Raw genomic sequence first — 25864 nt, forward strand, 5'->3', positions numbered from 1 at the left:
GGTATCCAAGTCCGGCTAGGCGCCGACCTGTCCGGAGATGTCCCGCGCGATCGCCTCATAGTTTCGGGCTACCACCTCGACGCTGCCCTGGAAATGGCGCGCGAGGATATCCGTGGCGACGTCCGCGTCGCGGGCGATGGCGGCTTCGGCGACGGCACGGTGCTGGTCGCGCACGCGCTTCAGTAGTTCCTCGGACGAAGAGGTGACGACGATGACGGCGCGCCGATAACGCTGGAAATGATCGGACAGCGCGCCGCAGAAATGCAGCAGCCAGGGCGAGTTGCAGGCCGAGATCAGGCTGAAATGGAAGCGGTCATGGCGCTGCTCCCACTCGTCGATGGTCTTGCGCTCGCTGATCGAATGCGGCAGCGGGCTGCGTTCCAGCCGATGCAGGGCGGCGAGGATCTCGGCCTCCCAATCATCGTCGCCACGCTCGATGGATTGGCGCAGTGCCTTGCAGCTGAGTTCGGTGCGTAGCGCGCAGAGGTCATACAGATCGTGCAGCGACAACGGCGCGACGGTATAGCCGCGATGTCCCTCGAAGCGCACCAGCTGATCCGACACCAGCCGCGACAGCGCCTCGCGCAGCGGTGCGATGCCGACGCCATAGGCGGCGCTGAGCTGGCGGAAACGCAGCCGCTCGCCGGGCTGGAGGTGGCCGGCGATCAGGTCACGTCGCAGCCGCGAATAGATCTCGACGCCCAGCGTACTGGTATCGTCTTCGCCGCCGACTGCATGCTGCAGGGACAAAGAGTTCGAACTCCAATGCATAGGAGGCGCCCGCAAGGACGCCGTACCGTCATAATGTCGCGACGCGGGTTTTCAATCAAGAACAGGATGTTCGAAATTTTTGCCGGGAGGCCCCCAACGTCGTCATCCCCGGACGGCCGCGGGCCAATCCGGGATCGTAGCAAGGTAGGGGGCACCTTTCGCGGCACGCGATCCCGGCTCTCCGCCCTGCGGGCTGCGGCCGGGATGACGGCATAAAGGCTCACCGCTTCCTGGCCGGCTTCTTCGCAATCCGCTTGAGCACCGAGGCGACGCCTTCGAGGAAGGTGTCCACCGAATTGTGGATCATGGTCGGGCGGTCGACCGGCATCTGGAAGCCGTAGACCACCTCGCGGACGCCGTAATAGAAGATGCCGCCCTGCAGCGTCCAGAACAGCTCCAACTCCTCCGCCGTCAGCGCTTCCTTCTCGGACAGTCCGAAGGCCTTGCGGGTGGCGGTGGCGATCGGGCGGATGATCTCCTGCTCCACAGTCGCCGAATAGCGCTTGTTGATGTCGACGCCGCGCAGGCCGGCGAACAGATAGATGCGCAGCCATTCCGGCGTGAAGATCGTGTTGGTGTAGTCCTCATAGAAAGCGAGGATGCGCTCGCGGATCGGCCGGCTCTCGTCGAGCAGTGCCTCGCGCCATTGCGGCTTCCAGCGGTCGACATAGATCTCGCGATAGACGGCGGTGATCAGATCGTCCTTGCTCGGGAAGTAACGATAGAGCAGCGGCTGGGTGACGCCGAGGCGCTGGGCGAGTTCGCGCGTGCCGGCCTCGAAGCCGACCTCCGAGAACAGCTCCACCGCCTTGCGGACGAACTCCTTGTGGCGTTCCTGCGGACTGATCCTCGCCCGACGCGGCGTTGCCGCGTCGTCCGGCAGGGTTGGTGCCGCATCAATGTCGAGCCGGGATACCATCGTGTCCTGTCTTGCGTCCTTCAAACCCAGGTAACCTTCAGACCACGGGCAACCTTCAGACCACGGGATTGTCGGTCTCAAAGCCGAGCGCAACACGGCCATAGGCAGCGTTCGCCATGTCGGCGCTGAAAGCAATATGCGCGCTTATAGCATGTGCGTCGCGGAAGCGGCGCTGCTGCGCGCCCGCGAGGAACAATGCCTGCGCGCCGCTGCCGGTATTGATCTCATCGACGGCAGCGGTGGCGAGATTGGTGGCGTAGGCAAGGTCGCGCCGATAGGCCTGCTTGGTGACGATGTCCGGCACATGGCCGCGCTCGGCATCGCGCATCGCCTCCTCGCATATGCCGATCATGACGCGCCGCGAATGCGAAAGCTTGCTCGCCGCCGCGCCGATGCGGATCTGCGTGCTCTGCAGTTCGGACAGCCGCGCGCCGGTATAGCTGGCGGTACGCTTCTTCGTGGAATCGACGAAGGCGTTGAGCGCGCCTTCGCCATTGCCGAGCCCGACGCCGGAGAGGATCGCCGGGAATAGAGCGAACACCGGCAGCCGATAGAGCGGGGCGGGATGGCGCTCGGTGCCCGGTGTCACGCCGCCCTTCAGGTGGGCGACCGGGACGGTCATCGCCTCCGGCACGAACACCTCGTTGCAGACTACATCCTGCGAGCCGGTGCCCTTCAATCCGGTGACGTGCCAGGTGTCGAGGATCTCATAGTCGCTGCGCGGCAGCAGGAAGATGCGGTGGTCGGGCGCTCCGCCCTCTTCCCTCACGATGCCGGCGAGCATGTTCCACTGGCAGACATCGACGCCGGAGGAGAACGGCCAGCGGCCGGAGAGCACATAGCCGCCCGGTGCCTTCGCCACCTTGGCGGCGGGGAAGACGAAGGAGGAGGCGATCAGCGCGTCGCGATCCTCGCCCCAGATGCGGTCCTGCGCCTGCGGCGGGAACATCGCCAGCATCCAGTGATGGCTGGCGAGATTGGTGAGGTTCCAGGCGGTGGAGGCGCAGCCCGCCGCGAGTGCCGAGCCGATGGTGATGAGGCAGGTATAGTCGAGTTCGGCGCCGCCGAGGCTCAAGGGCTGCAGCATGCGGTAGAGGCCGGCCTCGTGCAGGTCGCGCTCATTTTCCGGCGGCAGGCGGCGCAACTCTTCCGCATGCGGGGCGCGCTCCGCGAGGACGGCGGCGAGATCGGTGGCGCGGGCCAGCAATTCGGCGTGGCGCCGGACGGTGCCGGGCTGGATGAGGGCGGGGGAGGCGAGGGTCGTCATACCCGATCTCCCCAGACATCATCGCGGCGGCCGAGGTAGAGAGTTGCCTGAAGATTTTCGCCCTTCTGCTCGAAGCGATCGGCGAGGCGCTTCAGTTCCGGGATACGCGACGTGTCGAGAGTTGTGACATCGGGCCAATCGACCTCGACCAGATTGCCGCCGGGATCGCGCAGATAGAGCTGCACCGTGCCGTCCGGCATCTCGTTGACGCCATTGCCAAAGGTCTCGTGGTCGATGATGCCGGCGGCCCTGGCGCGCTCATACACCGCCATGAAGTCATCGACGTTCATCGCGAAATGCTGGTAGCGCGTCGCCGCGTCCGGCAAGCTGAAAATGTGCACCTGCTGGTTGCCGCAGCGCAGATACTGGGTGCGGAAGCCGAAATTATAGGTCGGGATCGGCTCCATGCCGAACATCTCGGCATAGAAGCGGACGGAGGCATCGACGTCCCTGGCGCCGATCGACAGATGGTTCAGGCCGGTAGCCTTCATGGCGTCCTCCGGTTATAATTATCAGTCGATAAATAAACCTCTGCGACCGGCTTGGCAAGCCCGCTGTCCGGCTTGACATCGGGGTCCGCTTTAGTTTTCACTCGATAAATAAGAGGCGCTCGCAGCGCCGGGAGGAAATCATGGCTCGCCATCTGAAGACCGCGCGCTCGGCAACCGAGCGGGCCGACGCCGACGCCAAGGTCCGCACCACCGTCGAGGGGATTCTTGCGGAAATCGAGGCCGAGGGCGACGCCGCGGTGCGGCGCTATTCCGAGCGCTTCGATCATTGGTCGCCGGCGAGCTTCCGCCTCTCCGCGCAAGAGATCGAGGCGGCGCTGTCCAAGGTCTCGAAGTCCGACCTCGACGATATCCGCTTCGCGCAGGCGCAGGTGCGCAATTTCGCCGAGAAGCAGCGCGCCTGTCTCACCGACCTCGAGGTGGAGACGCTGCCGGGCGTCATTCTCGGGCACAAGAACGTGCCGGTGGCACGCGTCGGCTGCTACGTGCCGGGCGGCAAGTATCCGATGGTCGCCTCCGCCCATATGAGCGTGGTCACTGCCAAGGTCGCCGGCGTGCCGAGCGTGGTCGCCGCCGCGCCGCCGTTCCAGAATGGGCCGCATCCGGCGATCGTCGCCGCCATGCATCTCGCCGGCGCCGACGAGATACTCGTGCTGGGCGGCATCCAGGCGGTGGCGGCGATGGCGCTGGGAACCGAGAGCGTCGCGCCGGTGGACATGCTGGTCGGGCCCGGCAATGCCTTCGTCGCCGAGGCCAAGCGCCAGCTCTATGGCCGCGTCGGCATCGACCTGTTCGCCGGCCCGACCGAGACGCTGGTCATCGCCGACGACACCGTCGATGCCGAAATCTGCGCCACCGACCTGTTGGGCCAGGCCGAACATGGGCCGACCTCGCCGGCGATCCTGCTGACCAATTCGGAGAAGCTGGCGCGCGAGACGCTGGCCGAGGTGGAGCGGCTGCTGACCATCCTGCCGACCGCGGAGATCGCCTCCGCCTCCTGGCGCGATTTCGGCGAGGTGATCGTCTGCGACAGCGTGGAGGAGATGGTGCGCGAGGCCGACCGCATCGCTTCCGAGCATGTGCAGGTGATGACCGCCGATCCGGACTATTTCCTCAACAACATGCGCAATTACGGCGCGCTGTTCCTCGGCCCGCGCACCAATGTCGCCTATGGCGACAAGGTGATCGGCACCAATCACACGCTGCCGACCAAGCGCGCGGCGCGCTACACCGGCGGGCTGTGGGTCGGCAAGTTCATCAAGACCTGCACCTATCAGAAGGTTACCACCGACGCGGCGAGCGCCATGGTCGGTGAATACTGCTCGCGGCTGTGCGTGCTCGAAGGCTTCCTCGGCCATGCCGAGCAGGCGAATGTGCGCGTGCGCCGCTATGGCGGCGGCAATGTCCCCTATGCCGGGGCGGCAGCGAAGGCCAGCTGAAACTTCCCTCGATCTGGACCCTTCCCCTGGCTGGCCGGAGCGATGAGCTCCGGCCTTTTTTCTTTGTGCAGGTGGATGCGAGCGGACGGATCTGTCATCACACCTTGAGGTAAAATGATATATGACCGTGTCATGGCGTCGCTCCTCACCTTCATATGGTGGCTCTACGGCTACCGGCTCTGGAAGCGGGCACGCCGCGAGGGCTGTTTCGCGATCATCTGACGGGCGTTGCCCGTCCGCGACCGGACACAGTCGGGTCATCGGCTCAAGCTTCAGCTCTTGCGCAACATGACGAGTGCCGTCATGGCCGGGCTCGTCTCGGCCATCCACGGTTGCGCCGTCGTTGCGGTCGTGGATGCCGGGGACAGGCCCGGGCATGACGATCACCCTGCTTCAGTGAAGAAGCACCGATGCATCAAGACAGAAGCACTGACATATCTGACTGACGTTTCGAGTACGCCGCAAGACGTTTGATTTTGCGTGCTTTGTTCGTTGATTTCCTTGTGTGATGCTGCATCGCAGCGACGTTTCCCTAGGGAAAGTGGCATCTCCTCATCTCTGTCATGTTGACGTTATCGGTCGATCAATATAGCCTTCCTGATATTCCACGAAGGGTCGCTTCGGCTATGAACCTCGTTCGCAACAGGGTCTATGAGTTGGTCCGGCGGGAGATCCTCTCCTGCTCGATCCGGCCCGGCGCCGAGCTGCGGGAAGCCGATCTGGCGGTGCGCTTCGGGGTCTCGAAGTCGCCGGTGCGCGACGCCATGCAGAAGCTGGAGCTGGAAGGCCTCGTCGAGATCGAGCCGCGGCGCGGGCATCGCGTCCGTCCGATCTCGATCAAGGACGCCGAGGACATGCTGGAACTGCGGCAGATCCTGGAGAGCGCCTGCGTGCGCAAGGTCGCCACTGTCGCCTCCGATGCGGAGCTCAAGGCACTCGACCGTTATCGCGATGCCGATCGTTCCTCCGTGCCCGTGTTCGTGGAATACAACCGCAATTTCCACCACCATCTCGCCGTGCTGTCGCAGAACCACCGTCTGGCGGAGGAGACGCGGCGGGTGATGGATCTCTATGAGCGGCTCTGCATGGTGAGCCTCTCGGCCATTGGCGATCCCGGCGGCTCGGAAGGGCCGCTGCGCGACCACAATGAGATCATCGATGCGCTGCAGGCGCGCAACGGCAATGCCGCGGCGCGGGTGGTGCGGCGTCACGTCGGCAAATCGCAGAGCCAGATCCTGCGTGCGCTGGAAAGCCGGTCGATCGTCGCCTGACGACCGCCGGTCGAGAGAAGGCGCCTGCGAACAAAGGCGCCCGCGAGCAATCAACTAAAGGGAACTGCCGAGGACCGGTCCGCTTGAAGCCCGGCATCGGCGCAGGAAACACCCACGTCGTCCCAACGCCGCTCCGGGCGAATGCACCCGGTTGCGCGTTCGGCGAGGAGGAGCCGAATATATGAATGCTCTAGCCGCCAACATCATCCCGGCCCGCACGGCCCCAGCGCCGCTGGCCGACGATGCCGTCATCTCCGCCACGGGGGTGGCCAAAGTCTTCAATCGCGACGTCGTCGCACTGGAGAGCGCCAGTTTCGACATCAAGCGCGGCACCTTCGTTTCGCTGGTCGGGCCGAGCGGCTGCGGCAAGTCGACCTTGCTGCGGCTGATCGCCGGGCTGATCGGCAAGACCTCCGGCAGCCTCGACGTGCTGGGCCGGCAAGTGAACGGGCCATCCCCCGATGTCGGCATGATGTTCCAGCGCCCGACCTTGCTGGAATGGCGCACGGCGGTGGAGAACGTGCTGCTGCCCACCGAAGTTCGCGGCACGCCGACCGGCGCCGACAAGGAGCGCGCCATCGATCTCCTGCGCCTCGTCGGCCTCAAGGATTTCGAGTTCGCCTTTCCGCGCCAGCTGTCCGGCGGCATGCAGCAGCGCGTCGCGCTCGCTCGCCTGTTGCAGACCGGGGCGAAGATCCTGCTGCTCGACGAGCCGTTCGGCGCGCTCGACGAGTTCACCCGCGAGCGGCTGAACCTCGAATTGCTGCGCATCGTCGACGATGTCGACGCAACCACGCTCTTCGTCACCCACAACATCTCCGAGGCCATCTTCCTCGCCGACCAGGTGATGGTGATGACGCCGCGTCCCGGCCGTCTGGCCAAGATCGTCGATGTGCCGTTCGCCCGTCCGCGCGAGATCTCGCTGATGCAGACGCCGGCCTTCAACGAGATGGTCTCGGAAGTCCGTTCCATCCTGGGAGGGCATTGAGATGAGCCTTGCCACGAATGATTCCTTTGCCGGCGTCGTAGATACCGGAACTCCGCGCGGCGTCGTGCTCGGGCGTGTCGCCCGCCACCTGGCGCTGTTCCTCTCGATCATCGCGGTTTGGGAAGCCTCCAGCGCCTTCGGCCTGGTCGACTCGCTCATCCTGCCGCGGCCGAGCGCGATCGTGGTCGCGCTGTGGGACATGCTCTTCGTGCGTGGCAATGCCTGGTACCATATGGGCATCACGCTGTGGGAGGCGCTCGCGGGCTTCGTCATCGGCTCGGTGGTCGGCATCTTGCTCGCGGTCGCGGCGGGCCTCAGCGAGACTTTCCGGCGTTACATCTCGCCTTATGTGATCGTGCTGCAGGTCATTCCGCGCATCGCGCTGGCGCCGATCATCATCGCCTGGCTCGGCTTCGGCACCAGCCCGAAGATCGCCATCGGCGCCTTGATCTGCTTCTTCCCGCCCTTCATCAATACATTGACCGGACTCATCAATATCGATGAGGACGCGCACGAGATGTTCCGCTCGATCGGCGCCAAGAAGAGCCAGATCTTCTTCAGCCTGATGCTGCCGAGCGCCATGCCGATCATCATGGCCGGCCTGAAGGCGGCGATCTCGCTGGCTTTGATCGGCGCCATCGTCGGCGAATTCATCTCCGCCGGCGAAGGCATGGGCGTACTGATGCAGCGCTACAGCTTCGCGCTGAACATGGCCGCCTCCTTCGCCGTGCTGGTGATGCTGACCGTGGTCGGCTACCTGCTCTTCATGGCCATGGAGAAGGTCGACGACCACCTCGTCTACTGGCGCAACGACGCCCGCATGGCGGCGATGAGCCGGAAGCGTGCCAAGGCTTGGCGGACCCGCTAGAGCATGTTCCGCAAAAGTTGAAGACTTTTGCGAGAAGAACATGCTCCAGCAACCAAAGTCGCTTCCTTCGGATGGCTCATCCGAAGGAAGGGTTTGGGGACCGCCACGCAGACTGACGACCCTGACATTCCACGTCCAATGAAACGGCGCGCAAAGCGCCGATGGGAGGAACTTGCCATGTTGAAGGGATCTAAAATGATTGCTGGCAAACTATCAGCCGGTCTCGCCACGGTGGCGCTGGCGGCACTGATGCTGCCCGCTGGCATCACCGAGGCCGGGGCGCAGAAGCTGCGCACCGTCAATGTCATCATGCCGCTGCCGCGCTCGGCGAATTTCTATCCGATCGTCGCCGGCGAGGCGCTCGGCTATTTCAAGGACGAGGGCATCGAGGTCAATCTGCTGCCGTCCTCGACCACGGTTCCCTATGTCGCCTTCGTGCAGAACGGCCAGGCCGAGCTCGCCATGCTCGACGCGCCGCAGACCTTCCAGGCGGTGCAGGCCGGCATCAAGATCAAGACCATCTATGAAGCCCACCAGAAGGCACCGGAAGGCATCGCCGTGCTCGCCGACAGCCCGGCGCAATCGGTGGCCGACCTGAAGGGCAAGACCGTCGGCCTCGTCAGCGACCGCGACCTCGTCACCCTCACCGTCGCGCTCAACACCAAGAACATTCCGATCTCGGATGTGAAGACGGTGGTGGTGGGTGATGCCGGCCCGACGCAGGCCACCGCCATGAAGAACGGCACCGTGGCGGCGATCGCCGGCGCGACGCCGGACTGGCTGTCGCTGCAGGCCGCCGGCATGAAGATCCGCCTCATCACCCCGCCGGAAGTGGCCGAGCAGCCGGCCAATTCCTTCGTGGTGTCGGCTGCGCGGATGGATGAGCTGCGCAAGACGATGGAAGGCTTCTTCCGCGCTTATTCCAAGGGCATGGAGGTCGCCAAGATCGACCCTGGCGTGCTTGCCGCCATGTGCAAGAAGGCGGTGCCGGAAGAGTGGCCGAACGACGCCTTCGGCCAGGAATTCCTCAACGCCTCGATCGAGCTCGCCTATTCCACCACCAAGAAGCTCGGCGATCTGCAGCCGGAGGTGTGGAAGGCCGTGCAGCCGCCGCTGGTGAAGATCGGCGAGCTGAAGGCGGAGATCGATCCGGCGACCTTCCTCGACGCCTCGATCATCGGACCGGCGAACGACTTCTCGCGTGACAAGGTCAAGGCCGACGTCGCCGCCTGGAAAGCCAAGAACATGTGATCGGCGACATGTGATCGACGGCCGGCGGCGCTGGTCTCCCGCGCCGCCGGCCCTTCTGCAGGACGCTTGCGAGGACGCTCAGTTCAAGGACGCATTCATGGACCACAGCATCATCGATACCGAGACGCTCGGCGGCAATGTGAACCGCTATGGGCCGACCTCGGCCCGCCCGCCCGCACTGAGCCCGGCGCGGCTGAACACCACGACGGTGGACATCCACGCCCATGTCGGCGTGCCGGAGGCGGCGGCATTCATCCAGCCGCATCTCGATGTCAGCACCATCGCGATGGCGAAGTACTCGAACGAGGAAACCCGCGCCGTCAATCAGCGCCAGGACCAGGATCGCGCCACTGCGATGGTCGACATCGACGACCGCATGAAGGTGCTCGACAAGCTCGGCATCGACATTCAGGTCGTCGCGCCGCCGCCGTTCCAGTGCTACTACACGGTCGATCCCGAATACGCGGTACCCGCCTCGCGCATGGTGAATGACGGCGTCGCCGCCTTCGTGGCGAAGCGCCCCGATCGCCTCGCCGGGCTCGGCACCGTCGCCTTGCATGATCCCGCATCCGCCGTCAGCGAACTGGAGCGCGCGGTGAAGGAGCTCGGCCTCAAGGGCGTGCAGCTTCTCACCAATGTCGACGGGCGCGAACTGTCTTCGCCCGAGTTCGAGCCGGTCTTCGCCAAGGCCGAGGAGCTCGGCGCGCTGATCATGATTCATCCCAACGGCTTCACCGGCGGCGAGCGCTTCACCCGCTTCTATTTCAGCAATGTCATCGGCAATCCGCTAGAGACCACGGTGGCGTTGCACTACCTCATCTTCGACGGCGTGCTGGAGCGGCACCCGAAACTGAAGCTGCTGGCGGTGCATGGCGGCGGCTTCCTGCCCGCCTATTCCGGGCGCATCGACCATGCCTGGGGCGCGCGCAAGGATTCCAATGGCAGCCTGCCGCGCCCGCCGAGCGAATATCTGCGCCGGGTCTATTTCGACACCGTGGTGTTCACCCCGCACCAGCTCAAATACCTGGTCGAGACCTATGGAGCGGACAAAATCGTGCTCGGCACCGACTATCCGTTCGACATGGCCGAGTACGACCCCGTAGGCCATGTGCTGAGCGTCGAGGGCTTCTCTGACGAAGTCCGCGCCAAGATCGCGGGCGGCACCGCGAAGGCGCTGCTGGGCTTGTGATCGGACGATAAATAAGCGAGCCTATCCGGGCGGGGCGATGAGCTCCGCCCGTTCGTTCTTCATGTGACATGCCCGGACAGCATCATGAGCAAATTGAGCGACCGCGCGCCCTATCAGGCGTTCGTGGACCGGCCGAGACTGCATCTGCCGAACGACGCCCGCCTCGCCGTGTGGGTGATCGTCAATGTCGAGGAATGGTCGATCGAGCGGCCGCAGCCGCGCACCGTGCTCCCGGCGCCGATGAGCCAGCCCTTGATGCCGGACCTGCCGAACTGGGCCTGGCACGAATACGGCATGCGGGTCGGCTTCTGGCGCATCCTGAGCGCGCTGGAGAAGCGCGGCATCCGCGCCACGTTTGCGGTCAATGGAAATGTCATCAACTCGTATGAGCGCGTCGCCGGGGCCGCGCGCGATGCCGGCTGGGAGTTCATGGGCCACGGCTTCGTGCAGCGGCCGATGCATCATCTGGAAGACCAGCGAAAGGCGATCTTCGACACGGTGGACACCATCCGCGCCTTCACCGGCAAGATTCCGCCAGGCTGGGAAAGCCCGGGCCTCACCGAGAATGAGGAGACGCTGGACCTGCTGAAGGAGGCCGGCATCGGCTATGTCGCCAACTGGGTGATCGACGACCTGCCGCTTGAGCTTGCCACCCGGCACGGCCCGATCCTCTCGGTACCCTATACGGTAGAGACCAACGACATCGTGGTTCATGCCGTGCAGCACCAGCCGTCGGACGGCTTCAAGCGGCGCTCCATCGACCAGTTCGACCGGCTGTGGGAGGAGGGCGCGGAGAACGCCAGGGTGATGGCGATCAGCACGCACCCGTACCTGACCGGCGTGCCGCACCGCATCCGCTATTTCGAGGAGTTGCTGGATTACGTGCTGGCGCGGGAGAAGACCGCGGTGATGACCGGCGAGGAGATCGCCGACTGGTATCGCGAGGCGATGGCGGGGTGAGGGGGCGCGCTGTGCGGGTATCCTTCGAGGCTCGCTGCGCTCGCGCCTCAGGATGACGTCGCCTTTAACCACGTCATCCTGAGGTGCCGCCGCAGGCGGCCTCGAAGGATGCTCACGCAGATGAGCTTCAAAATTCCGGCAGTCCCCGCGTCCCCGGGGCGGAGGGCAAAGCCTCGCCCTCCCAGAACCGGCATCCTTGCTCGCGAAGGACACGCGCGAACAGCCCGAACTCTGCATCGGCCAAGTCCGTCGCGCCACAGGCGAAGACCGTCACCCCCGCCGCCGCCAGCCGCTCGTCGCGCCGCCGCGCCGCGCCGGGTGTGAGCGGGGAGGGGGCGGCCAGGAGGGCGACAGGCGCGGCCCCAAGCCAGAAGGCGAAATCGACCTGCATATAATCCGCCGGCGTTGGCTCTCCGCCATGTGCCTCCACCGGCGCGAACAGGCAGGCGCGCGGCAGCGGCAGCGGGGCTGAATGGATGAAATCCTCCGGCGCGAACAGGCCGTCGAACGGCGCGAGCCTGGCCACCAACTCGCTTCGATGAGTCTCGATCTGCCGGTCGAGGAAGGCGAAATAGCGCTCGATGAAACGGGCCGCCGGCGCGTTCCACGCCCCGGCGAGGCGCGTCAGATGAGCGGCGACGCGCTCGGCCACGGACATATCGGGCTCGCCGATGCCGGGAGCCGGTAGATCGAGCCCGGCATTGTTGATGCGCAGCATCTCACCTGGACGGACGACGGCTACCGGCAAGCCGGCCGGAGCCTCGCCAGCTCCGGGCAGGATGCGGGCGAGCGACGCAGCGTCGATGCCATAGGGAATCGGCGTCGCGCCGGGAATGCTCGTCCGCATGGTCTCTGCCTGCCAGATTCAGCGCCGCGATTCCGGGTGCCAGATCAGCAGGCGGCGGCGCACCAGTTCCAGGCTCTTTACCACGATGAAGCCGAGAATGATGATCTCGACGATGCCGGCGAACACGCCGACGGAATCGGCAAAGCGCCCGGCCATGATCATGGTGCCGCCGATACCGCGCCCGCCCATCAGCATCTCGGTGACGATGGTGGTGATCATGCCGGTCGGCAGGGCCACCTGGAGGCCGGTCAGGATCTGCGGCATGGCCATGGGCAGGTAGACCTCCCACAGCAATTCGCGGTCCCTGGCGCCCATCGAGCGGGCCGACCAGATCGGCCATTTGTCGATGCCCATGCAGCCGGCATAGGTCGCCGAGACGATGGGGAAGAAGCAGGCGAACGCCACCATGATGATCTTCGAGGTGTCGTAGATGTCGAACCACAGGATGAAGATCGGGAGGAAGGCGATCTTCGGCATCGGGAAGCCGATGGAGACCAGTGGATCGAAGAACCAGCGGACCAGCGCCGAGCGCGCCATCAGGATGCCGACCGGGATGCCGACCACGGCGCCGATAAAGAAGCCGAGCAGCGCGCGATAGAGCGTCAGCCCAAGATCGATGAAGACGGCGCCGGTGGCGACGTCGTCGCCGAGCCGTTCCAGCACGGTGGAGAGCGGCGGCAGCAGGAACGGGTTGATCGCGCCATAGCGGGCGCCGAACTCCCAGATCGCCGCCAGCGCAACGATGACCCCGATCTGCACGCCGGTGTCGACCAGCTTGGGCGAGATGTGCCGGCGCGGCGGCGGGGTCTTCTGCTCGGGCGTGTGCGCGAGCGGGTGGGCCTCGGCCATCTGCATCATGCCTCTCTCCAGCGCAGCAGCCTGCGCACCAGCACCGCATAGCCGCGATCCGCCGCGAAGCCGATGGCGGCGACGAAGAAGATCACCGCGAACATGCCGGGATAGAGACCGCCATCGCCGAGCGAGGAGATCATGTAGCCGACGCCGTCGGTGGCAATGACGAACTCCGAACTCACCATCAGGATGAAGGAGAAGGCGAGCGCGGTGCGGCAGCCGCTGAGGATGTCCGGCATCGCCGCCGGCAGCACCACCTCGCGCAGCACCTCGATGCGCGAGGCACCGAGGCTGGCGGCGGACCACAGCAGGAACGGGTTCACGCCGCGGGCGCCGTTGTAAGTGCCGACCACCACCGGCAGCAGGCAGCCGAGGAAGATCAGCAGGATTTTCGAGGAATCGCCGAGGCCGAGCCAGATCATCACCACCGGGATCAGCGCCGATTTCGGCATCGGGTAGAAGATCTGCACGATCGGGTTGAGCAGCAGCCGCACCGAACGGAACGTCGCCATCAACAGGCCGATCAGCATCCCGACTACGATGGCGCAGCCGAGCCCGGCCGCGGCGCGGCTGATCGAGCGCGCGGTGTTGTAGAGCAGGTCGCCGGTGAACAGCATGCGGAAGAATTCGGAGCCGATCTCGCCGAGGCCGGGCAGCATCTGCTTGGCGACGAGGCCGGACAGCCCGAGGAACTCCCACAGCACGCACAGGACGAGGATCGGCGAGAAGCGCAGCGCCACGTTCAGGAGGCCGAACAGCGCGCCGTTGCCGCCGCTGGTGCCGCCACCGCGCGAAGGGGTGATGACCGCATCCGCCATCAGTGTGCCCCCCGCGTCGCCGCCACCGCCTGTTCGCGCACCAGCCGCCAGATCTGCTCGCTCAGCTGGATAAAGCGTTGGTCCTCGAGGATTTCCTCACCGCGGTCCTTCGGCAGGTCGACATCGATGATGTGCTGGATGCGGCCGGGGCGTGCGCTCATGATGGAGATGCGGTCGGCGAGGAACACCGCCTCCTGCACGTCATGGGTGACGAACACCACGGTCTTGCGGGTACGCCGCCAGATCGCGCGCAGCTCTTCCTGCATGACGCGCCGGGTCTGCGCGTCGAGCGCGCCGAACGGCTCGTCCATCAAGAGGATGCGCGGGTCGATGGCGAGCGTGCGTGCAATGGCAGCGCGTTGCTGCATGCCGCCGGACAGCTGCGAGGGGTAGGAGTTCTCGAAGCCGGTGAGATGGACCATGTCGATATAGTCCTGTGCCCGCTTTTCCCGCTCCGCGGCGTTGAAGCCGGCCTTCTTCAGGCCGTAGAGCACATTGTCCTTCACCGTCTTCCAGGGAAACAGCGCGAAGTTCTGGAACACGATGCTGCGATCCGGGCCCGGTGCGAAGACCGGGCCCTTCTCGGTGATGATCTGACCCTGCTGCACCGGGATGAAGCCGCCAATGAGATAGAGCAGCGTGCTCTTGCCGCATCCCGACGGGCCGAGCAGCGCGTGGAACTCGCAATCGCGGATGTCGAGATTGATGCGATCGAGCGCCAGCACGCCCTGCGTGGCGCGACCACCATAGGTGTGGGACACATCATTGATGGAGATGCCGCCGGGAGCGGCCTCGAGGGCGGGCTTCAACTTGGGAGCAGCCATCATCATTGACCGGCCTCGATGCGACGCTGGGCCTCCTTCACGAAGGAAAGGTCGACATAGTTCGGGTCGATGGTGATGCCCTTCGGCGCCAGGCCGAGATCGACGGTGAGGTTGATATTATCCTGCAGCGTCTTGAGGTTCGGCACCATGAAGGGATCACGGTAATAGTCGTCCTTGGAGAACAGGTAGGACAGCGTCTCCGGCGGCTGCTGCATGAAGTTGGCGACGATCTTCACCGCCTCGTCATGGTTCTTCGGATCGGTAAACCAGCGCACGGCGCGTATGTGGTCCTCGAAGAAATCCATCAGCGCAGCGCGGTTGGCGTCGAGGAACTTGCCGTTCGCGGTGAGGAAGACCAGCTCGGACGGGCCGATGGCGTCCTTCGAGGTGAACAGCACCTTGTACTTGCCGCTGGCGAGCATCTGGCCGGACATCGGCTGCAGCACGGTGCCGAGGTCGATCTTGCCCTCGTCGAGCATGGCCGGAATGTTGGGGAAGGCGACCTCCACCATGGTGAAGTCGCGCTTGTCCTGCATGCCCTTGGAGCGGAACATGGCGCGGATCGCGGTGTCGGAGGCCGAGCCGATGGCATTGGTGCCGATCCGCTTGCCCTTCATGTCCTCCAGCTTGGTGATGCCGGAATCGGCGCGCACCATGAAGGTCTCGGAATGCGAGTCGCCGACGCCGTCCTGGATGATGTCGGCCACCACCTTGGCGTCGATCCGCGCATTGTTCACCGCGAGCGCCAGCGTCAGCGCGCCGAACGCGGCCATGTCGATCTCGCCCGCCGCCATCGCCGCGATCTGCGGGGAGGAGCCGCGGAAGCGGATCGGCTCCACCGTGTAGCTCTTGCCGTAATGCTTGAGGATCTCCGGCTTGGAGTAGAGCACCGGGATCATGTGGCCCGGCATGGTGGACCAGCCGATCCGGATCTTGACCGGGTCGGCCTTCGCCACATCGGGGGCCGCGGTGGTGAAGGTCAGCGCGGCAAGCGCCGCCGCGAACGCAATTGCGCCCGTTATTCTCGCCATGGTCGTCGTCTCCCATCGCTCCCGGATCTTGCCGGGATGCTTCTTGTTTTGGGTGCGTCCGCCGGGCGGTTCCGCCGCCTTCCCACTGCGGTCGCGGTGGCACTGCCGGTCGGTATACGCCGATCGTCACCGGTTTCCGGGCGACGTCGGTAGCTTATTTATCGGTAGATAATCCTGTAGATTTTCGATCATGTCAACGATGGAAAGACGAAACGCAACTCTTTCGAATAGAGCAGGAAAGCACCGCGACATCGTCTTCCGACAAGTTTGCAGACGCACGAATGCAGGCGGCGCGCGACTTGCGCACCACCTGCGATTCCGGTCCCAAATCTTCGTGAACGGAGGTGGTGCCGACCCCGCCGCTCACCGACCGCCGGAGACCGGCACTACGGCGGAGGTCACATAGGCGGCCGCCGGGGAGGCGAGCCAGAGCACCACCTCGGCCACTTCCTCCGGTTCGCCGGGCCGTCCCATCGGTACGTTGGGGCCGAGGCGCGCCAGCCGGTCCGGGGCGCCGGCGGCGGCGTGGAGGTTGGTGGCAATGAGGCCGGGCGCCACCGCATTGACGCGGATACCTTCGCCGGCGACCTCGCGGCCGAGGCCGAAGGTCAGGCTGTCGACCGCGCCCTTGGTGGCGGCGTAGTGGATCCACTCGCCGGCGCCGCCGAGTTCCGCGGCGCGCGAGGACATGTTGACGATGACGCCGCCGCGTCCGCCACGCTTGGTCGACATGCGCTTCACCGCCTCGCGGCAGCAGAGAAAACTGCCGGTGACATTGATGGCGAGGACGTCATTGAGCGTCTGCGCGCTTACCTGTTCGAGGCGGCCGAGCGGGCCGACCACGCCGGCATTGTTCACCAGCACGTCGGGTGCGCCGAAGGTGCTGTCCACCTCCTCGAACAGCCTGATGATGTCGGCCTCGAGGGCGACGTCGCCATTGACGATGAGCGCCTTGCCGCCCGCCGCCTCGACCTCGCCGGCCACCGCCCTGGCGCCCTCAAGGTCGCCCTTGTAGGTGAGCGCGACATTATAGCCGGCGGCTGCCGCGGCCCGGCAGATGGAGGCGCCGATGCCCTTCGAGCCGCCGGTGACGATCATGGTTTTACGCGCGGTCTCGCTCATGCTCGGTCCTCAATTGATAGGGATGAAGCGATCCTGGCCGACGGCGGCGACGATCGCCTCGAACACCGCCACGCCGTGGATCATCTCGCTATGGGAAATCGGGTAGGGCGCTCCGTCATCAGTGGCGCGGGCAAAGGCTTCGAGTTCGGCGCGCACCGTGTCGGCGTCGGTCACCTCGAAGCTCACCAGCGGCTTCGGCACCGGTTTGGCCGAGACCGGCCCATCGGGAGCAGGCTGGAACAGGAAGCTCGCCAGCGACGGCTTGCTGATCTCGGCGACGCCCTTCGAGCCATAGGCAGCGAAGCGATAGGTCGGCGTCGTCGCATTCATGGTGAGCAGCGAGCCGGTGGCGCCGGAGCGGAAGCGCAGCAGCACCGAGGTGGTGTCGTGCAGGCCGGACGGCGCGGCGCGGCTGACGCTCTGGCAGGCGACCGTCTCGATCTCGCCGAACAGGTCGATCATGGCGTCGACCAGATGGATGCCCATGCCGGTCATGCCGCCGGCGGGTGACTGTTCCGGATCGGTGCGCCAGATGCCCTTGGGCAGGAACAGCCCGCTCGGTCCGCTCATCACCGTCTCGACATGGAGGATGGTGCCGAGTTCGCCCTCGCGCACCATGTCGCGCAGCCGCGTCATGTTCGGATGGAAGCGGCGATTATGGCCAAGGCCGAGCGTGACGCCTGCGGCCTCGACCGCACGCACCGCGGCCTCCGCGCTTTCCTTCGTCATGGTGAAGGGCTTCTCGACGAAGACATCCTTGCCGGCGAGCGCCGCCGCTTCGACCTGGCTGGCGTGGTCGAGATGCGGGGTGGCCAGCACCACCGCATCGATCGACGTGTCGGCCAGCACCGCCTCATAGCTGTCGAACAACGCGATGCCGGCCTTCTCCGCATACTCCGCCGCCTTCTCGCGGGTGCGGGTGGCGCCGGCGGTGAAGCGTATGTCGGCGCTCTTGCCCTGGACGGAATCGACCAGCGTGCGCCCCCACCAGCCCATTCCCACGATCGCGGCGTTCAGCATGCATGTTCTCCAGCAAGTAAGTGCGTTCTGCGGTGGGCATCCTTCGAGGCTCGCTTGCCGCTCGCACCTCAGGATGACGTGGCTCTCCCGGAGGATAGAACCAACGTCATGCTGAGGTGCCGCCCGCAGGGCGGCCTCGAAGCACGCAGGCCCGCAATATCAGAACGCCACCTTGTCCGGACCCTTGAGCTCTAGGATCTCGCGCGCCTCGTCCGGCGACGCGAGCTCCAGCCCCATGCCTTCGAGGATCTGCCGCGCCTTGCGCACCTGGTCGCCGGAGGAAGTGGCGAGCTGGCCCGGGCCAAGCCAGAGCGAATCTTCCAGCCCGACGCGCACATTGGCGCCCATCGAGGCGGCCATGGCGGCGATGCGCAGCTGCGAGGCGCCGGCACCCAGCACCGACCAGCGATACTTGTCGCCGAACAGCCGGTCGGCGGTGCGCTTCATGTGGATGATGTCTTCGGGATGCGTGCCGATGCCGCCGAGAATGCCGAACACCGACTGCACGAACAGCGGCGGCTTCACCAGCCCGCGGTCGAGAAAGTGTTTGAGATTATAGAGATGCGCGATGTCGTAGCACTCGAACTCGAAACGCGTGCCATTATCGTAGCAGGTCTCAAGAATATACTCGATGTCCTTGAACGAGTTGCGGAAGACAAGGTCGCGCGTGGCTTCGAGATGCTGGCGCTCCCACTCGAACTTGAAGTCCTTGTAGCGGTCGAGCAGATGGTAGAGGCCGAAATTGATCGAGCCCATGTTGAGCGAGGCGACTTCCGGCTTGTAGGTCGCAGCGGGGAGCACGCGCTCCTCGACCTTCATGTAGGGGCTGCCGCCGGTGGTGATGTTGATGGCGGCGTTGGTCTGCTGCTTGATCTGCGGCAGGAAGCGGCCGAACGCCTCGGGCGTCTGGTCGGGCTTGCCGGTTTCCGGATTGCGGGCGTGCAGATGCAGGATCGCCGCGCCGGCCTCCGCTGCGCCGACCGCGTCGGCGATGATCTGGTCCGGCGTGATCGGCAGATGCGGCGACATTGACGGGGTATGGATCGCGCCCGTGCAGGCGCAGGTGACAATGACCTTTCGGGCGGCGGCCATGGCTCTCTCCGATATAATCAGGACAGGGAAACGGCGGCGGTGGATCCGCCGCCGCAAGAGTGTGGCTGGCGCTATTTGAAGGCCTGCGGATTGATCGGCGAGCCGGTGCCGCCGGTGATGATGAGCGGCGGGCCGCAGAAGAAGAATTCATAGACGCCATCGGCGGCGCAGTCTTCGGCGAGTTCCTTCACATAGAAGATCTCGCCCATGCACAGTCCCATCGCCGGGATCACCACCCAGTGCCAGGGCTGGTTGGCCTCGTCGGTCTCGTTCGGCCGCACCTCGACACCCCAGGTGTCGGAGCAGATCGCGGCGACCTGCTTTTCCTGGCACCAGTAGCAATTCTCGAACTTCACGCCGGGCGCGTCGCCGCCGGCATAGCCGCCCCACTCGCCCTCCTTGAGGCAGCGTTCCATCTGGCCGGTGCGGATGATGACGAAGTCCGCCTTGCGGATCTCCACGCCCTGCTTCTTCGCGCAGGCGTCGAGCTCCTCATTGGAAATGCTCTCGCCGTCCTGCAGCCAGTCGACGCCGCGGTAGCGGGCAATGTCGAGAAGCACGCCGCGCCCGCTCATCTTCGACTTGGAATGCTCGATGCCGAGCACCGAGAGGCCGCGCGAGTCGATCAGCTTGGCGTCATGGCCATTGTAGGCCTTGTCCTCATAGAAGACATGACCGAGCGCGTCCCAGTGGGTGGCGCCCTGCACGCACAGGTTCAGCGTATCGTCGGCGTAGCGGATCTTGTTCCAGTCCTGCTGGCCGGAGATGGCGTCGGTGCCGGTGGCGAGCATCTGGTGGATCGGGTTGAAGCGGCCGCCGAACAGGCCGTTCTGCGGCCCGTCGCGATCGAGCGGGATGCCGAGCGCGAACACCTTGCCCTTCTTCACCAGCCTGGCGGCCTCGACCACGTCCTGCGGCGTCACGTGATTGAGGGTGCCGCTATGGTCGTCCTCGCCCCAGCGCCCCCAATTGGAAAGCTTCTTCGAGGCTTCTTCGATGGCGGCCCTGCCGACCTTGATGTCCATGGGATCTCCCTGCCGTTTCACTGTGTGAGTTCGGGCGATGGCAGGGCGAGAGGGCGCACGCCGGCACTGCTCCGCGTCGCGCAGAGGCGACCGGAACCGGCGTCACTTCAGTCCTCCCGCACCGCCGTTTGCCGACGATGTTTCATCTTGCGGATGATTGTTTATCGTCCGATAAATGTCGGCGAGCTTCGCCGCCTTGTCAATCCGTCCCGTTCGCCGAGAGGGCCGATAAACGTGGAATCCCACTCCCGGTTGCCGATCAACATTCCTGATTGCCGACATCAGTTCTTATGGTTTCTGCCCGCGCCTGCCGCCCAGCTAGCGTCTCGCGCAATCGTGACGACACGGCTCAGGAGGGCGGCAATGCAATCAGGCTTCTTCACGCAACGGGCTTGCGGGGCGGTGGCATGAGCGGGGCGAGCGACATCGTCCGGGCCGGCGACGCCGACATCCATGTGCGCGTCGACGGCCCGGAGCATCTGCCCTGGCTGGTGCTCTCCAACTCGCTGGCGGCCGATCTCACCATGTGGGACGACCAGGTGCCGACGCTGACCCGCACCCATCGCATGCTGCGCTACGACACCCGCGGCCACGGCAAATCCTCGGCGCCGGCGGGGCCGTACAGCTTCGACCTGCTGGTCGGCGACCTCGTCGCGGTGATGGACCATTTCAAGGTGGGCCGCGCCGACATTCTCGGCCTCTCGCTCGGCGGCATGACCGCGCTCGGCCTCGGCCTCGATCATCCCGAGCGCGTCGACCGGCTGATCTGCGCCGATGCCCGCGCCGATGCGCCAGCACCGTTCGTCGCCGGCTGGGAGCAGCGTATCGCCGCGGTCTCCGCCGGCGGCATGGGCAGCGTGCTCGCCGGCACCATGGAGCGCTGGTTCACCCCGGCGACGCGTGAGCATCGCCCGCACATCGCCGATCGCGCCGCCCGCATGGTACTCGCCACCTCGCCGGTCGGCTATATCGGCTGCGCCGAGGCACTGAAGGGTCTCGATTATCTGCGCCGCCTGCCGCAGCTGGAGCCGGAGACGCTCTACATTGTCGGCGCGCTCGACACCGGCGCCCCGCAGGAGGCGATGCGCGCCATGGCGGCGGCAACCCCGGGCGCGCAATTCGAAATCCTCCCCGACGTGGCGCATATCGCCAATATGGAGGACGTCGCCGCCTTCGATGCGGTGGTGACGAACTTCCTCGCCAATCCCCGACCTGCGGAGTGAAAACACGTGACGGCTGAAGACGACAAGCGAGCGCGGACCGTCGGCATCGTCGGCCTGGGCATCATGGGCTCGGCCTATGCGAAGAACCTCCTTGAAGCCGGTTTCGCCATCGTCGGCACCGACGTGGCGCAGCCGGCGCTCGACGACCTCAAATCGCGCGGCGGCACGCTCGCGGCCTCGGCCCGCGAGGTGGCGAAGGCGGCCGATATCATCCTGCTCGCGCTGCCCTCGGTGAAGGCGCTGGAGAAGGTCACCGCGGAACTCGTCGCCGGAATCCGCGCCGGTGCGGTGGTCTGCGAGATGGGCACGCTGCCGCTGGAGGCGAAGGAGGCCTGCCGCACCGCGCTGGCGGCGGTCGGCGTCGAGGTGCTGGACTGTCCGGTCAGCGGCACCGGGGCGCAGGCCGCGGTGCGCGACCTCGCGGTCTATGCCAGCGGTGACGAGGCGGCGTTCCGCAAGGTGGAAACGGCGTTCAAGGGCTTCGCCCGCGATGTGCGGTATGCGGGCGCCTTCGGCACTGGCATGAAGCTGAAATACATCGCCAACCTTCTGGTCACCATCCACAATCTGTCGACTGCGGAGGCGCTGCTGCTCGCCGAGCGCGCCGGGCTCGATCTCAACATGGTGTTCGAGGCGATCCGCTCCGGGGCCGGCAATTCGCGCATGTTCGAGGTGCGCGCGCCCTTGATGATCGAAGGCCGCTACGAGCCGGCGACGATGAAGCACGACATCTATGTCAAGGATCTCGAACTCATCATCGATTTCGCTCGCGAGATGCGCTCGCCCACCCCGCTGATGGCGGCGAGCCTGCCTTTCTATTTCGCCGCCCTGGCGGAAGGGCGCGGCAAGCAGGACACCGCCTCGCTGTTCGCGGTGCTGAAAGGCATGACCACGCCGCGCGAGAGTGAGGACTGAGCGATGGCGGGCGTGCTCGCAGGCAAGAAGGCGCTCGTCACCGGGGCCGGGCGCGGCATCGGGCGTGCTGCCGCGCTGGCGCTGGCCGAGGCCGGCGCGCAGGTGGTGGCGGTATCGCGCACGCTGGCCGACCTCGAATCGCTGGCCGACGAGGCGGGCGGCGCGGTGACGCCGCTGGCGGCGGATGTGCTCGATCCCGCTTTCCATGCGCAGATCGAGGCGATGGGAGACCTCGCCATCCTGGTCAACAATGCCGGGGGCAACCGCCCGAAGCTGATGGTCGATGTCGATGACGAGACGCTCGACTGGATGATCGACCTCAATATCCGCTCGGTCTACAAGGTCGCCCGTGCCGCGGCGCGGGCGATGCAGTCCGGCGGCGTCATCATCAACATGTCCTCGCAGATGGGCCATGTCGGCTCGCCCAAGCGCACCGTCTATTGCATGACCAAGCACGCGGTCGAAGGGCTGACCAAGGCGATGGCGGTGGAACTGGCGCCACGCGGTATCCGCGTGGTCTCGGTGGCGCCGACCTTCGTCGTCACGCCGATGACCGAGGGCATGTTCCGCGACGAGGAATTCCGGCGCTTCGTCTATGACATGGTGCCGCTGGGCGCGCTCCCGGTCCCGGAGGACATCGCGCAGGCCATCGTGTTCCTCGCCTCGCCGGCAGCACGCTTCGTCACCGGCGACAGCCTGCGCATCGATGGCGGCTGGACGGCGCGCTAAGGACCCGTCCCAACGGAAGGCGCCGGATCCTCGGGCGGGGCGTCGGTCCTGGTCAGCAGCAGCGGGCGGTTGCTTTCGGGAACCTTGGCCCAGCCGCCTTCCTCCTGCAGCGCGAAGCGAAGCGTCTCGCCCTTGGCGGAGGCCAGCACCAGGTCGCCGCGCTCCAACCGCCAGCTTACCGGGCCGAAGCGGACGATCCCGGCGTCGCAGTCCGGCGCCAGCGCCAGCTGGTAGCCGCCATCGTCGGTCACGTCCTGCTTGAACTCCATGCGGCAGACCGGCTTGCCGGCGGTGCGCGCGGCGTTCCAGCTGCCGAACAAATCCGCAGGCTGCGCCTGCTTGGCGGGATCGGCCAGGCTCGGATTGGTCAGGAAATAGACGCCGTCGCCCTCGCGTAGCGCTTCCCAATTGCCGCCGACGCCTTCGGTAAACTCGGCAATCAGCACGCCCTTGGCGCCCAGCAGCCGGATGGAATCGCCGGGGCCCGGAGTCCAGGCGGTGACGTCGCCGGTGAAGGCGATGGCGTCGGCGCAGGCGGCCTTGTCGAAGCTGACGGCAAAGGCCGCGCCCGCAGCGTCCGGTTTCAGCGTCATGGCACAGACGCGGTCGCCATCGGCATTGGCGAGTTGATAGGCCGCGGCGAGCTGGGTCGGGTCCGGCTTGTCCTGTGCCTGCACGGGTGCTGCGGCAAGCAGGGCCAGGGCTGCGGTGACGGCGGCAGCGATCAGGGCAATCGGACGCATTGTCGGGCCGCGGCTCCGCTCGTTCGAAACGGGAGGGAAGCTAGCACCGCGGTTGCGAACGGTCACGCACTCACCCGCGCAACGGTGTCTCCGGCACCGGCGTCAGCGGCGGGCGCCCTTCCGCCCAGGCGACGAGATTGTCGACCACGAGCTGGCCCATGGCGCGCCGCGTCAGATGCGTCGCCGAGGCGACATGCGGCAGCAGCACGACATTCTCCATGGCGATCAATGCATCCGGCACGCGGGGCTCGTTCTCATAGACGTCGAGGCCGGCCGCCGCGATGGTGCCGTTCGCCAGCGCCCGGATCAGCGCTTCCTCGTCGACAACAGAGCCCCGGGCGACATTGATGAGGATGCCGGTCGGGCCGAGCGCGGCGAGCACTTCCTCATTGATCATGTGCTGGGTCTCGGCGCCGCCGGGAACGATGGCGATCAACACGTCGACCTCGCGCGCCATTTCCAGCAAGTCGCCATAATAGCGATAGGGCACGTCATGGGCGGGGCGCCGGCTGTGATAGGCGATCGGGCGGCCGAAGCCGACCAGGCGGCGGCCGATCGCCTTGCCGATGCGGCCCATGCCGATGATGCCGATGGTACGGTCGCGCAGTGTTGCGGTGAGGGGGAAGCCGCCCTGCAGCCACTTGCCGGCGCGCAGATGGCGCTCGGCCTGCGGCAATTGGCGGATGGTGGCGAGCAGCAGCGCGACGGTGAGATCGGCGACGTCGTCGTCGAGCACGCCGGGCGTATTGGTGACGACGATGCTGCGCTCGGCCGCCGCCACGACGTCCACCGCGTCATAGCCGACGCCGAAATTGGCGACGATCTCGGCCTTGGGCAGCCGCGCCAGCAATTCGCGCGTCACCCGGTACTTGCCGTTGCCGGTCGCCCCGACGCCGGTGGCGACCGCACGGATGCGTGGGCCAGCCTCATTCAGCACGGCTTCGGCGTCGTCCGCATCGAGCCGATGGACGAGGAACCGGTTCGCGAGCTGTGCCTCGATCATCGGCATCATCGGGCCGGTCTGGAGAAGTTCGATCCGGTCTGCGTCGCCTGCCATGCCGATCCCCTAATCAAGAATGCATATAGGTCGCGAAATCCGGCGACGCTTGCAAGGGTGATTATTCGGTTACCGTCGCTTCGATCGCCTTGTCGGCGTGGAGCGTGCGCTCGCGGTTGATGAGATAAAGGCCGGAGGCGACCACGATGGCGGCGCCGATCAGTGTCCAGTGGCTTGGCACCTGGGCAAACAACAGCCACCCGAACAGCACCATCCAGATGATCTGCATATAGAGGAACGGCGCCAGCACCGCCGCCGGCGCCCGGCGGTGGGCAAGCACCAGCAACAGATGGCCAGCGCCGCCATAAAGGCCGGTCAGCGCCATGTTGATGATGACCGAGGCTTCCGTCGGCGCGGTCCAGAACCAGGGCAGCGGCAAGGTGCTGAGCAAGGTGCCGATCGCCGAGGAATAGAACATCAGCGTCGCGGTGGACTCGGTGGCCGCGAGCAGGCGCGTGGTGATGTTGTAGAGCGCGTAGCACAGCGCGGCGGCGAGTGAGGCCAGCATCGCCGGATGCACGCCTGCCGCACTCGGCTGGACGATGACCAATATGCCGGCAAAGCCGACCATGGTCGCAATCCAGCGCCGCAGACCGATCCATTCGCCGAGTATCGGGCCGGCAAGCAGCGCCACGAAGAACGGCATCGAGAAGGTGATCGATATGGTCTGGTCGAGCTGGAGATAGCGCAGCGCGACGAAGTTGGCGAAGGTAATGCCGAACAGGAACAGCGAGCGCACAATGTGCAGCCAGGGCCGCGAGGTGCGCCACACGCCGGGCATGGTCCAGGGATTGACGACGAAACAGGTCAGCACGAACTGCCCGGTGTAGCGCACCCAGACGATCTCGGCCGCGCTGATGCTGTCGGTGAGCCATTTGGCGGTGGCGTCGAGCACGGCGAAGAAGAAGAGTGCCGCGCACATCAGTCCGATGCCGGCAAGGCGTACCTTTGGATCAGCTGCGTCCGACAGGCTGTGGCCGGCGGCGGCGGTGGACGGTTGATTCACGGGTAAGCAATCCGGAAGGCACTGCCGGAAAGGCATGCGGGCCTTCGCTATAAAGCATCGCCCGCGAGCGGGCGAGCCGGCCTTTCGAGGGACGCCTTCCAGCGGGACGTCATCCCGGACGGCCGAAG

Annotated in this window: 26 protein-coding genes; 10 read left to right on the plus strand and 16 right to left on the minus strand. The window is 65.8% G+C overall.

Annotated features, from left to right (window positions below; genetic code table 11):
• Window positions 1-15: 15 nt before the first annotated feature.
• From G3545_RS24870 to G3545_RS24885, 4 genes are all read right to left on the minus strand, one after another.
• On the minus strand, window positions 16-750 hold the full coding sequence (locus G3545_RS24870) for an FCD domain-containing protein (RefSeq protein WP_170016697.1): 735 nt from the start codon (window positions 748-750) through the stop codon (window positions 16-18).
• Window positions 751-991: 241 nt separating this feature from the next.
• Complete coding sequence (locus tag G3545_RS24875) at window positions 992-1690, minus strand: TetR/AcrR family transcriptional regulator (RefSeq protein WP_170016699.1); 699 nt, start codon at window positions 1688-1690, stop codon at window positions 992-994.
• 55 nt (window positions 1691-1745) lie between these two features.
• Entirely contained in the window at window positions 1746-2957 is a 1212-nt protein-coding gene (locus tag G3545_RS24880) for an acyl-CoA dehydrogenase family protein (RefSeq protein ID WP_170016701.1), read from the minus strand.
• Window positions 2954-3448 (minus strand): VOC family protein, encoded by a 495-nt coding sequence (locus tag G3545_RS24885; RefSeq protein ID WP_170016703.1) that lies wholly within the window; start codon window positions 3446-3448, stop codon window positions 2954-2956. Before G3545_RS24885 ends, G3545_RS24880 begins: the two co-directional genes overlap by 4 nt.
• 140 nt (window positions 3449-3588) lie before the next feature.
• Here G3545_RS24885 and hisD point away from each other — a divergent pair, with 140 nt between their 5' ends.
• The 7 genes from hisD to G3545_RS24920 all read left to right on the plus strand — a co-directional run bounded on the left by hisD (window position 3589) and on the right by G3545_RS24920 (window position 11432).
• A complete protein-coding gene (gene hisD / locus G3545_RS24890; RefSeq protein WP_170016706.1) occupies window positions 3589-4905 on the plus strand; it encodes a histidinol dehydrogenase in 1317 nt (438 codons plus the stop codon).
• A gap of 626 nt (window positions 4906-5531) precedes the next feature.
• Window positions 5532-6176: a GntR family transcriptional regulator gene (locus G3545_RS24895; protein WP_170016708.1), complete on the plus strand. Its 645-nt coding sequence runs from the start codon at window positions 5532-5534 to the stop codon at window positions 6174-6176.
• Between the two features lie 181 nt (window positions 6177-6357).
• On the plus strand, window positions 6358-7164 hold the full coding sequence (locus G3545_RS24900; RefSeq protein WP_170016709.1) for an ABC transporter ATP-binding protein: 807 nt from the start codon (window positions 6358-6360) through the stop codon (window positions 7162-7164).
• Between the two features lies 1 nt (window position 7165).
• Window positions 7166-8032 carry an ABC transporter permease gene (locus tag G3545_RS24905; RefSeq protein ID WP_170016711.1) on the plus strand — a complete coding sequence of 289 codons (867 nt, stop codon included), beginning with the start codon at window positions 7166-7168 and terminating at the stop codon, window positions 8030-8032.
• Between the two features lie 195 nt (window positions 8033-8227).
• Window positions 8228-9283, plus strand: coding sequence for an ABC transporter substrate-binding protein (locus tag G3545_RS24910; protein WP_170016713.1), 1056 nt, complete (start codon window positions 8228-8230; stop codon window positions 9281-9283).
• 97 nt (window positions 9284-9380) lie between these two features.
• The gene (locus G3545_RS24915; RefSeq protein ID WP_170016715.1) at window positions 9381-10472 is read left to right on the plus strand and encodes an amidohydrolase family protein; all 1092 of its coding nucleotides are present in this window, start codon (window positions 9381-9383) and stop codon (window positions 10470-10472) included.
• An 84-nt stretch (window positions 10473-10556) separates the two neighbouring features.
• Window positions 10557-11432 (plus strand): polysaccharide deacetylase family protein, encoded by an 876-nt coding sequence (locus G3545_RS24920; protein ID WP_170016717.1) that lies wholly within the window; start codon window positions 10557-10559, stop codon window positions 11430-11432.
• Window positions 11433-11559: 127 nt separating this feature from the next.
• Here G3545_RS24920 and G3545_RS24925 read toward each other — a convergent pair whose 3' ends face one another.
• From G3545_RS24925 to G3545_RS24965, 9 genes are all read right to left on the minus strand, one after another.
• Complete coding sequence (locus tag G3545_RS24925) at window positions 11560-12279, minus strand: hypothetical protein (protein WP_170016719.1); 720 nt, start codon at window positions 12277-12279, stop codon at window positions 11560-11562.
• A gap of 18 nt (window positions 12280-12297) precedes the next feature.
• Window positions 12298-13137, minus strand: a complete 840-nt coding sequence (locus G3545_RS24930; RefSeq protein WP_170016720.1) for an ABC transporter permease — start codon at window positions 13135-13137, stop codon at window positions 12298-12300.
• Entirely contained in the window at window positions 13134-13949 is an 816-nt protein-coding gene (locus tag G3545_RS24935) for an ABC transporter permease (protein ID WP_170016722.1), read from the minus strand. The genes G3545_RS24930 and G3545_RS24935 overlap by 4 nt, the downstream gene beginning before the upstream one ends.
• Window positions 13949-14773, minus strand: coding sequence for an ABC transporter ATP-binding protein (locus G3545_RS24940; protein ID WP_246702562.1), 825 nt, complete (start codon window positions 14771-14773; stop codon window positions 13949-13951). Before G3545_RS24940 ends, G3545_RS24935 begins: the two co-directional genes overlap by 1 nt.
• 2 nt (window positions 14774-14775) lie before the next feature.
• Window positions 14776-15804: an ABC transporter substrate-binding protein gene (locus G3545_RS24945; protein ID WP_170016725.1), complete on the minus strand. Its 1029-nt coding sequence runs from the start codon at window positions 15802-15804 to the stop codon at window positions 14776-14778.
• 363 nt (window positions 15805-16167) lie between these two features.
• Window positions 16168-16926: an SDR family oxidoreductase gene (locus G3545_RS24950; RefSeq protein ID WP_170016727.1), complete on the minus strand. Its 759-nt coding sequence runs from the start codon at window positions 16924-16926 to the stop codon at window positions 16168-16170.
• A 9-nt stretch (window positions 16927-16935) separates the two neighbouring features.
• The gene (locus G3545_RS24955) at window positions 16936-17946 is read right to left on the minus strand and encodes a Gfo/Idh/MocA family oxidoreductase (protein ID WP_170016729.1); all 1011 of its coding nucleotides are present in this window, start codon (window positions 17944-17946) and stop codon (window positions 16936-16938) included.
• Window positions 17947-18105: 159 nt separating this feature from the next.
• The gene (locus G3545_RS24960) at window positions 18106-19038 is read right to left on the minus strand and encodes a 3-keto-5-aminohexanoate cleavage protein (protein WP_170016731.1); all 933 of its coding nucleotides are present in this window, start codon (window positions 19036-19038) and stop codon (window positions 18106-18108) included.
• Window positions 19039-19109: 71 nt separating this feature from the next.
• Entirely contained in the window at window positions 19110-20063 is a 954-nt protein-coding gene (locus G3545_RS24965; protein WP_170016733.1) for a cyclase family protein, read from the minus strand.
• Window positions 20064-20470: 407 nt separating this feature from the next.
• Here G3545_RS24965 and G3545_RS24970 point away from each other — a divergent pair, with 407 nt between their 5' ends.
• Genes G3545_RS24970 through G3545_RS24980 form a run of 3 tightly spaced genes read left to right on the plus strand, consistent with a single transcriptional unit; the run spans window position 20471 to window position 22930 of the window.
• The gene (locus G3545_RS24970) at window positions 20471-21286 is read left to right on the plus strand and encodes an alpha/beta fold hydrolase (RefSeq protein WP_170016735.1); all 816 of its coding nucleotides are present in this window, start codon (window positions 20471-20473) and stop codon (window positions 21284-21286) included.
• A 6-nt stretch (window positions 21287-21292) separates the two neighbouring features.
• Window positions 21293-22201 carry an NAD(P)-dependent oxidoreductase gene (locus G3545_RS24975; RefSeq protein WP_170016737.1) on the plus strand — a complete coding sequence of 303 codons (909 nt, stop codon included), beginning with the start codon at window positions 21293-21295 and terminating at the stop codon, window positions 22199-22201.
• Window positions 22202-22204: 3 nt separating this feature from the next.
• Entirely contained in the window at window positions 22205-22930 is a 726-nt protein-coding gene (locus G3545_RS24980; protein ID WP_170016738.1) for an SDR family oxidoreductase, read from the plus strand.
• On the opposite strand, the gene G3545_RS24985 is transcribed toward G3545_RS24980, so the two are convergent.
• From G3545_RS24985 to G3545_RS24995, 3 genes are all read right to left on the minus strand, one after another.
• Complete coding sequence (locus G3545_RS24985; RefSeq protein ID WP_170016740.1) at window positions 22927-23673, minus strand: protease inhibitor Inh/omp19 family protein; 747 nt, start codon at window positions 23671-23673, stop codon at window positions 22927-22929. The two genes, G3545_RS24980 and G3545_RS24985, sit on opposite strands and share 4 nt — an antisense overlap.
• 70 nt (window positions 23674-23743) lie before the next feature.
• A complete protein-coding gene (locus tag G3545_RS24990; RefSeq protein WP_170016742.1) occupies window positions 23744-24730 on the minus strand; it encodes a 2-hydroxyacid dehydrogenase in 987 nt (328 codons plus the stop codon).
• A 61-nt stretch (window positions 24731-24791) separates the two neighbouring features.
• On the minus strand, window positions 24792-25736 hold the full coding sequence (locus G3545_RS24995; RefSeq protein WP_246702563.1) for a DMT family transporter: 945 nt from the start codon (window positions 25734-25736) through the stop codon (window positions 24792-24794).
• Window positions 25737-25864 lie beyond the last annotated feature (128 nt).

Origin of the sequence: Starkeya sp. ORNL1 (assembly GCF_012971745.1) — a bacterium.
Classification (GTDB): Bacteria; Pseudomonadota; Alphaproteobacteria; order Rhizobiales; family Xanthobacteraceae; genus Ancylobacter.

Bases quoted from the DNA above. Each gene is read 5' to 3' on its own strand.
- G3545_RS24875 (WP_170016699.1), bottom strand. From the start codon at position 1,690: ATGGTATCCCGGCTCGACATTGATGCGGCACCAACCCTGCCGGACGAC.
- G3545_RS24880 (WP_170016701.1), bottom strand. From the start codon at position 2,957: ATGACGACCCTCGCCTCCCCCGCCCTCATCCAGCCCGGCACCGTCCGG.
- G3545_RS24885 (WP_170016703.1), bottom strand. From the start codon at position 3,448: ATGAAGGCTACCGGCCTGAACCATCTGTCGATCGGCGCCAGGGACGTC.
- hisD (WP_170016706.1), top strand. From the start codon at position 3,589: ATGGCTCGCCATCTGAAGACCGCGCGCTCGGCAACCGAGCGGGCCGAC.
- G3545_RS24895 (WP_170016708.1), top strand. From the start codon at position 5,532: ATGAACCTCGTTCGCAACAGGGTCTATGAGTTGGTCCGGCGGGAGATC.
- G3545_RS24900 (WP_170016709.1), top strand. From the start codon at position 6,358: ATGAATGCTCTAGCCGCCAACATCATCCCGGCCCGCACGGCCCCAGCG.
- G3545_RS24905 (WP_170016711.1), top strand. From the start codon at position 7,166: ATGAGCCTTGCCACGAATGATTCCTTTGCCGGCGTCGTAGATACCGGA.
- G3545_RS24910 (WP_170016713.1), top strand. From the start codon at position 8,228: ATGATTGCTGGCAAACTATCAGCCGGTCTCGCCACGGTGGCGCTGGCG.
- G3545_RS24915 (WP_170016715.1), top strand. From the start codon at position 9,381: ATGGACCACAGCATCATCGATACCGAGACGCTCGGCGGCAATGTGAAC.
- G3545_RS24920 (WP_170016717.1), top strand. From the start codon at position 10,557: ATGAGCAAATTGAGCGACCGCGCGCCCTATCAGGCGTTCGTGGACCGG.
- G3545_RS24925 (WP_170016719.1), bottom strand. From the start codon at position 12,279: ATGCGGACGAGCATTCCCGGCGCGACGCCGATTCCCTATGGCATCGAC.
- G3545_RS24930 (WP_170016720.1), bottom strand. From the start codon at position 13,137: ATGATGCAGATGGCCGAGGCCCACCCGCTCGCGCACACGCCCGAGCAG.
- G3545_RS24935 (WP_170016722.1), bottom strand. From the start codon at position 13,949: ATGGCGGATGCGGTCATCACCCCTTCGCGCGGTGGCGGCACCAGCGGC.
- G3545_RS24940 (WP_246702562.1), bottom strand. From the start codon at position 14,773: ATGGCTGCTCCCAAGTTGAAGCCCGCCCTCGAGGCCGCTCCCGGCGGC.
- G3545_RS24945 (WP_170016725.1), bottom strand. From the start codon at position 15,804: ATGGCGAGAATAACGGGCGCAATTGCGTTCGCGGCGGCGCTTGCCGCG.
- G3545_RS24950 (WP_170016727.1), bottom strand. From the start codon at position 16,926: ATGAGCGAGACCGCGCGTAAAACCATGATCGTCACCGGCGGCTCGAAG.
- G3545_RS24955 (WP_170016729.1), bottom strand. From the start codon at position 17,946: ATGCTGAACGCCGCGATCGTGGGAATGGGCTGGTGGGGGCGCACGCTG.
- G3545_RS24960 (WP_170016731.1), bottom strand. From the start codon at position 19,038: ATGGCCGCCGCCCGAAAGGTCATTGTCACCTGCGCCTGCACGGGCGCG.
- G3545_RS24965 (WP_170016733.1), bottom strand. From the start codon at position 20,063: ATGGACATCAAGGTCGGCAGGGCCGCCATCGAAGAAGCCTCGAAGAAG.
- G3545_RS24970 (WP_170016735.1), top strand. From the start codon at position 20,471: ATGAGCGGGGCGAGCGACATCGTCCGGGCCGGCGACGCCGACATCCAT.
- G3545_RS24980 (WP_170016738.1), top strand. From the start codon at position 22,205: ATGGCGGGCGTGCTCGCAGGCAAGAAGGCGCTCGTCACCGGGGCCGGG.
- G3545_RS24985 (WP_170016740.1), bottom strand. From the start codon at position 23,673: ATGCGTCCGATTGCCCTGATCGCTGCCGCCGTCACCGCAGCCCTGGCC.
- G3545_RS24990 (WP_170016742.1), bottom strand. From the start codon at position 24,730: ATGGCAGGCGACGCAGACCGGATCGAACTTCTCCAGACCGGCCCGATG.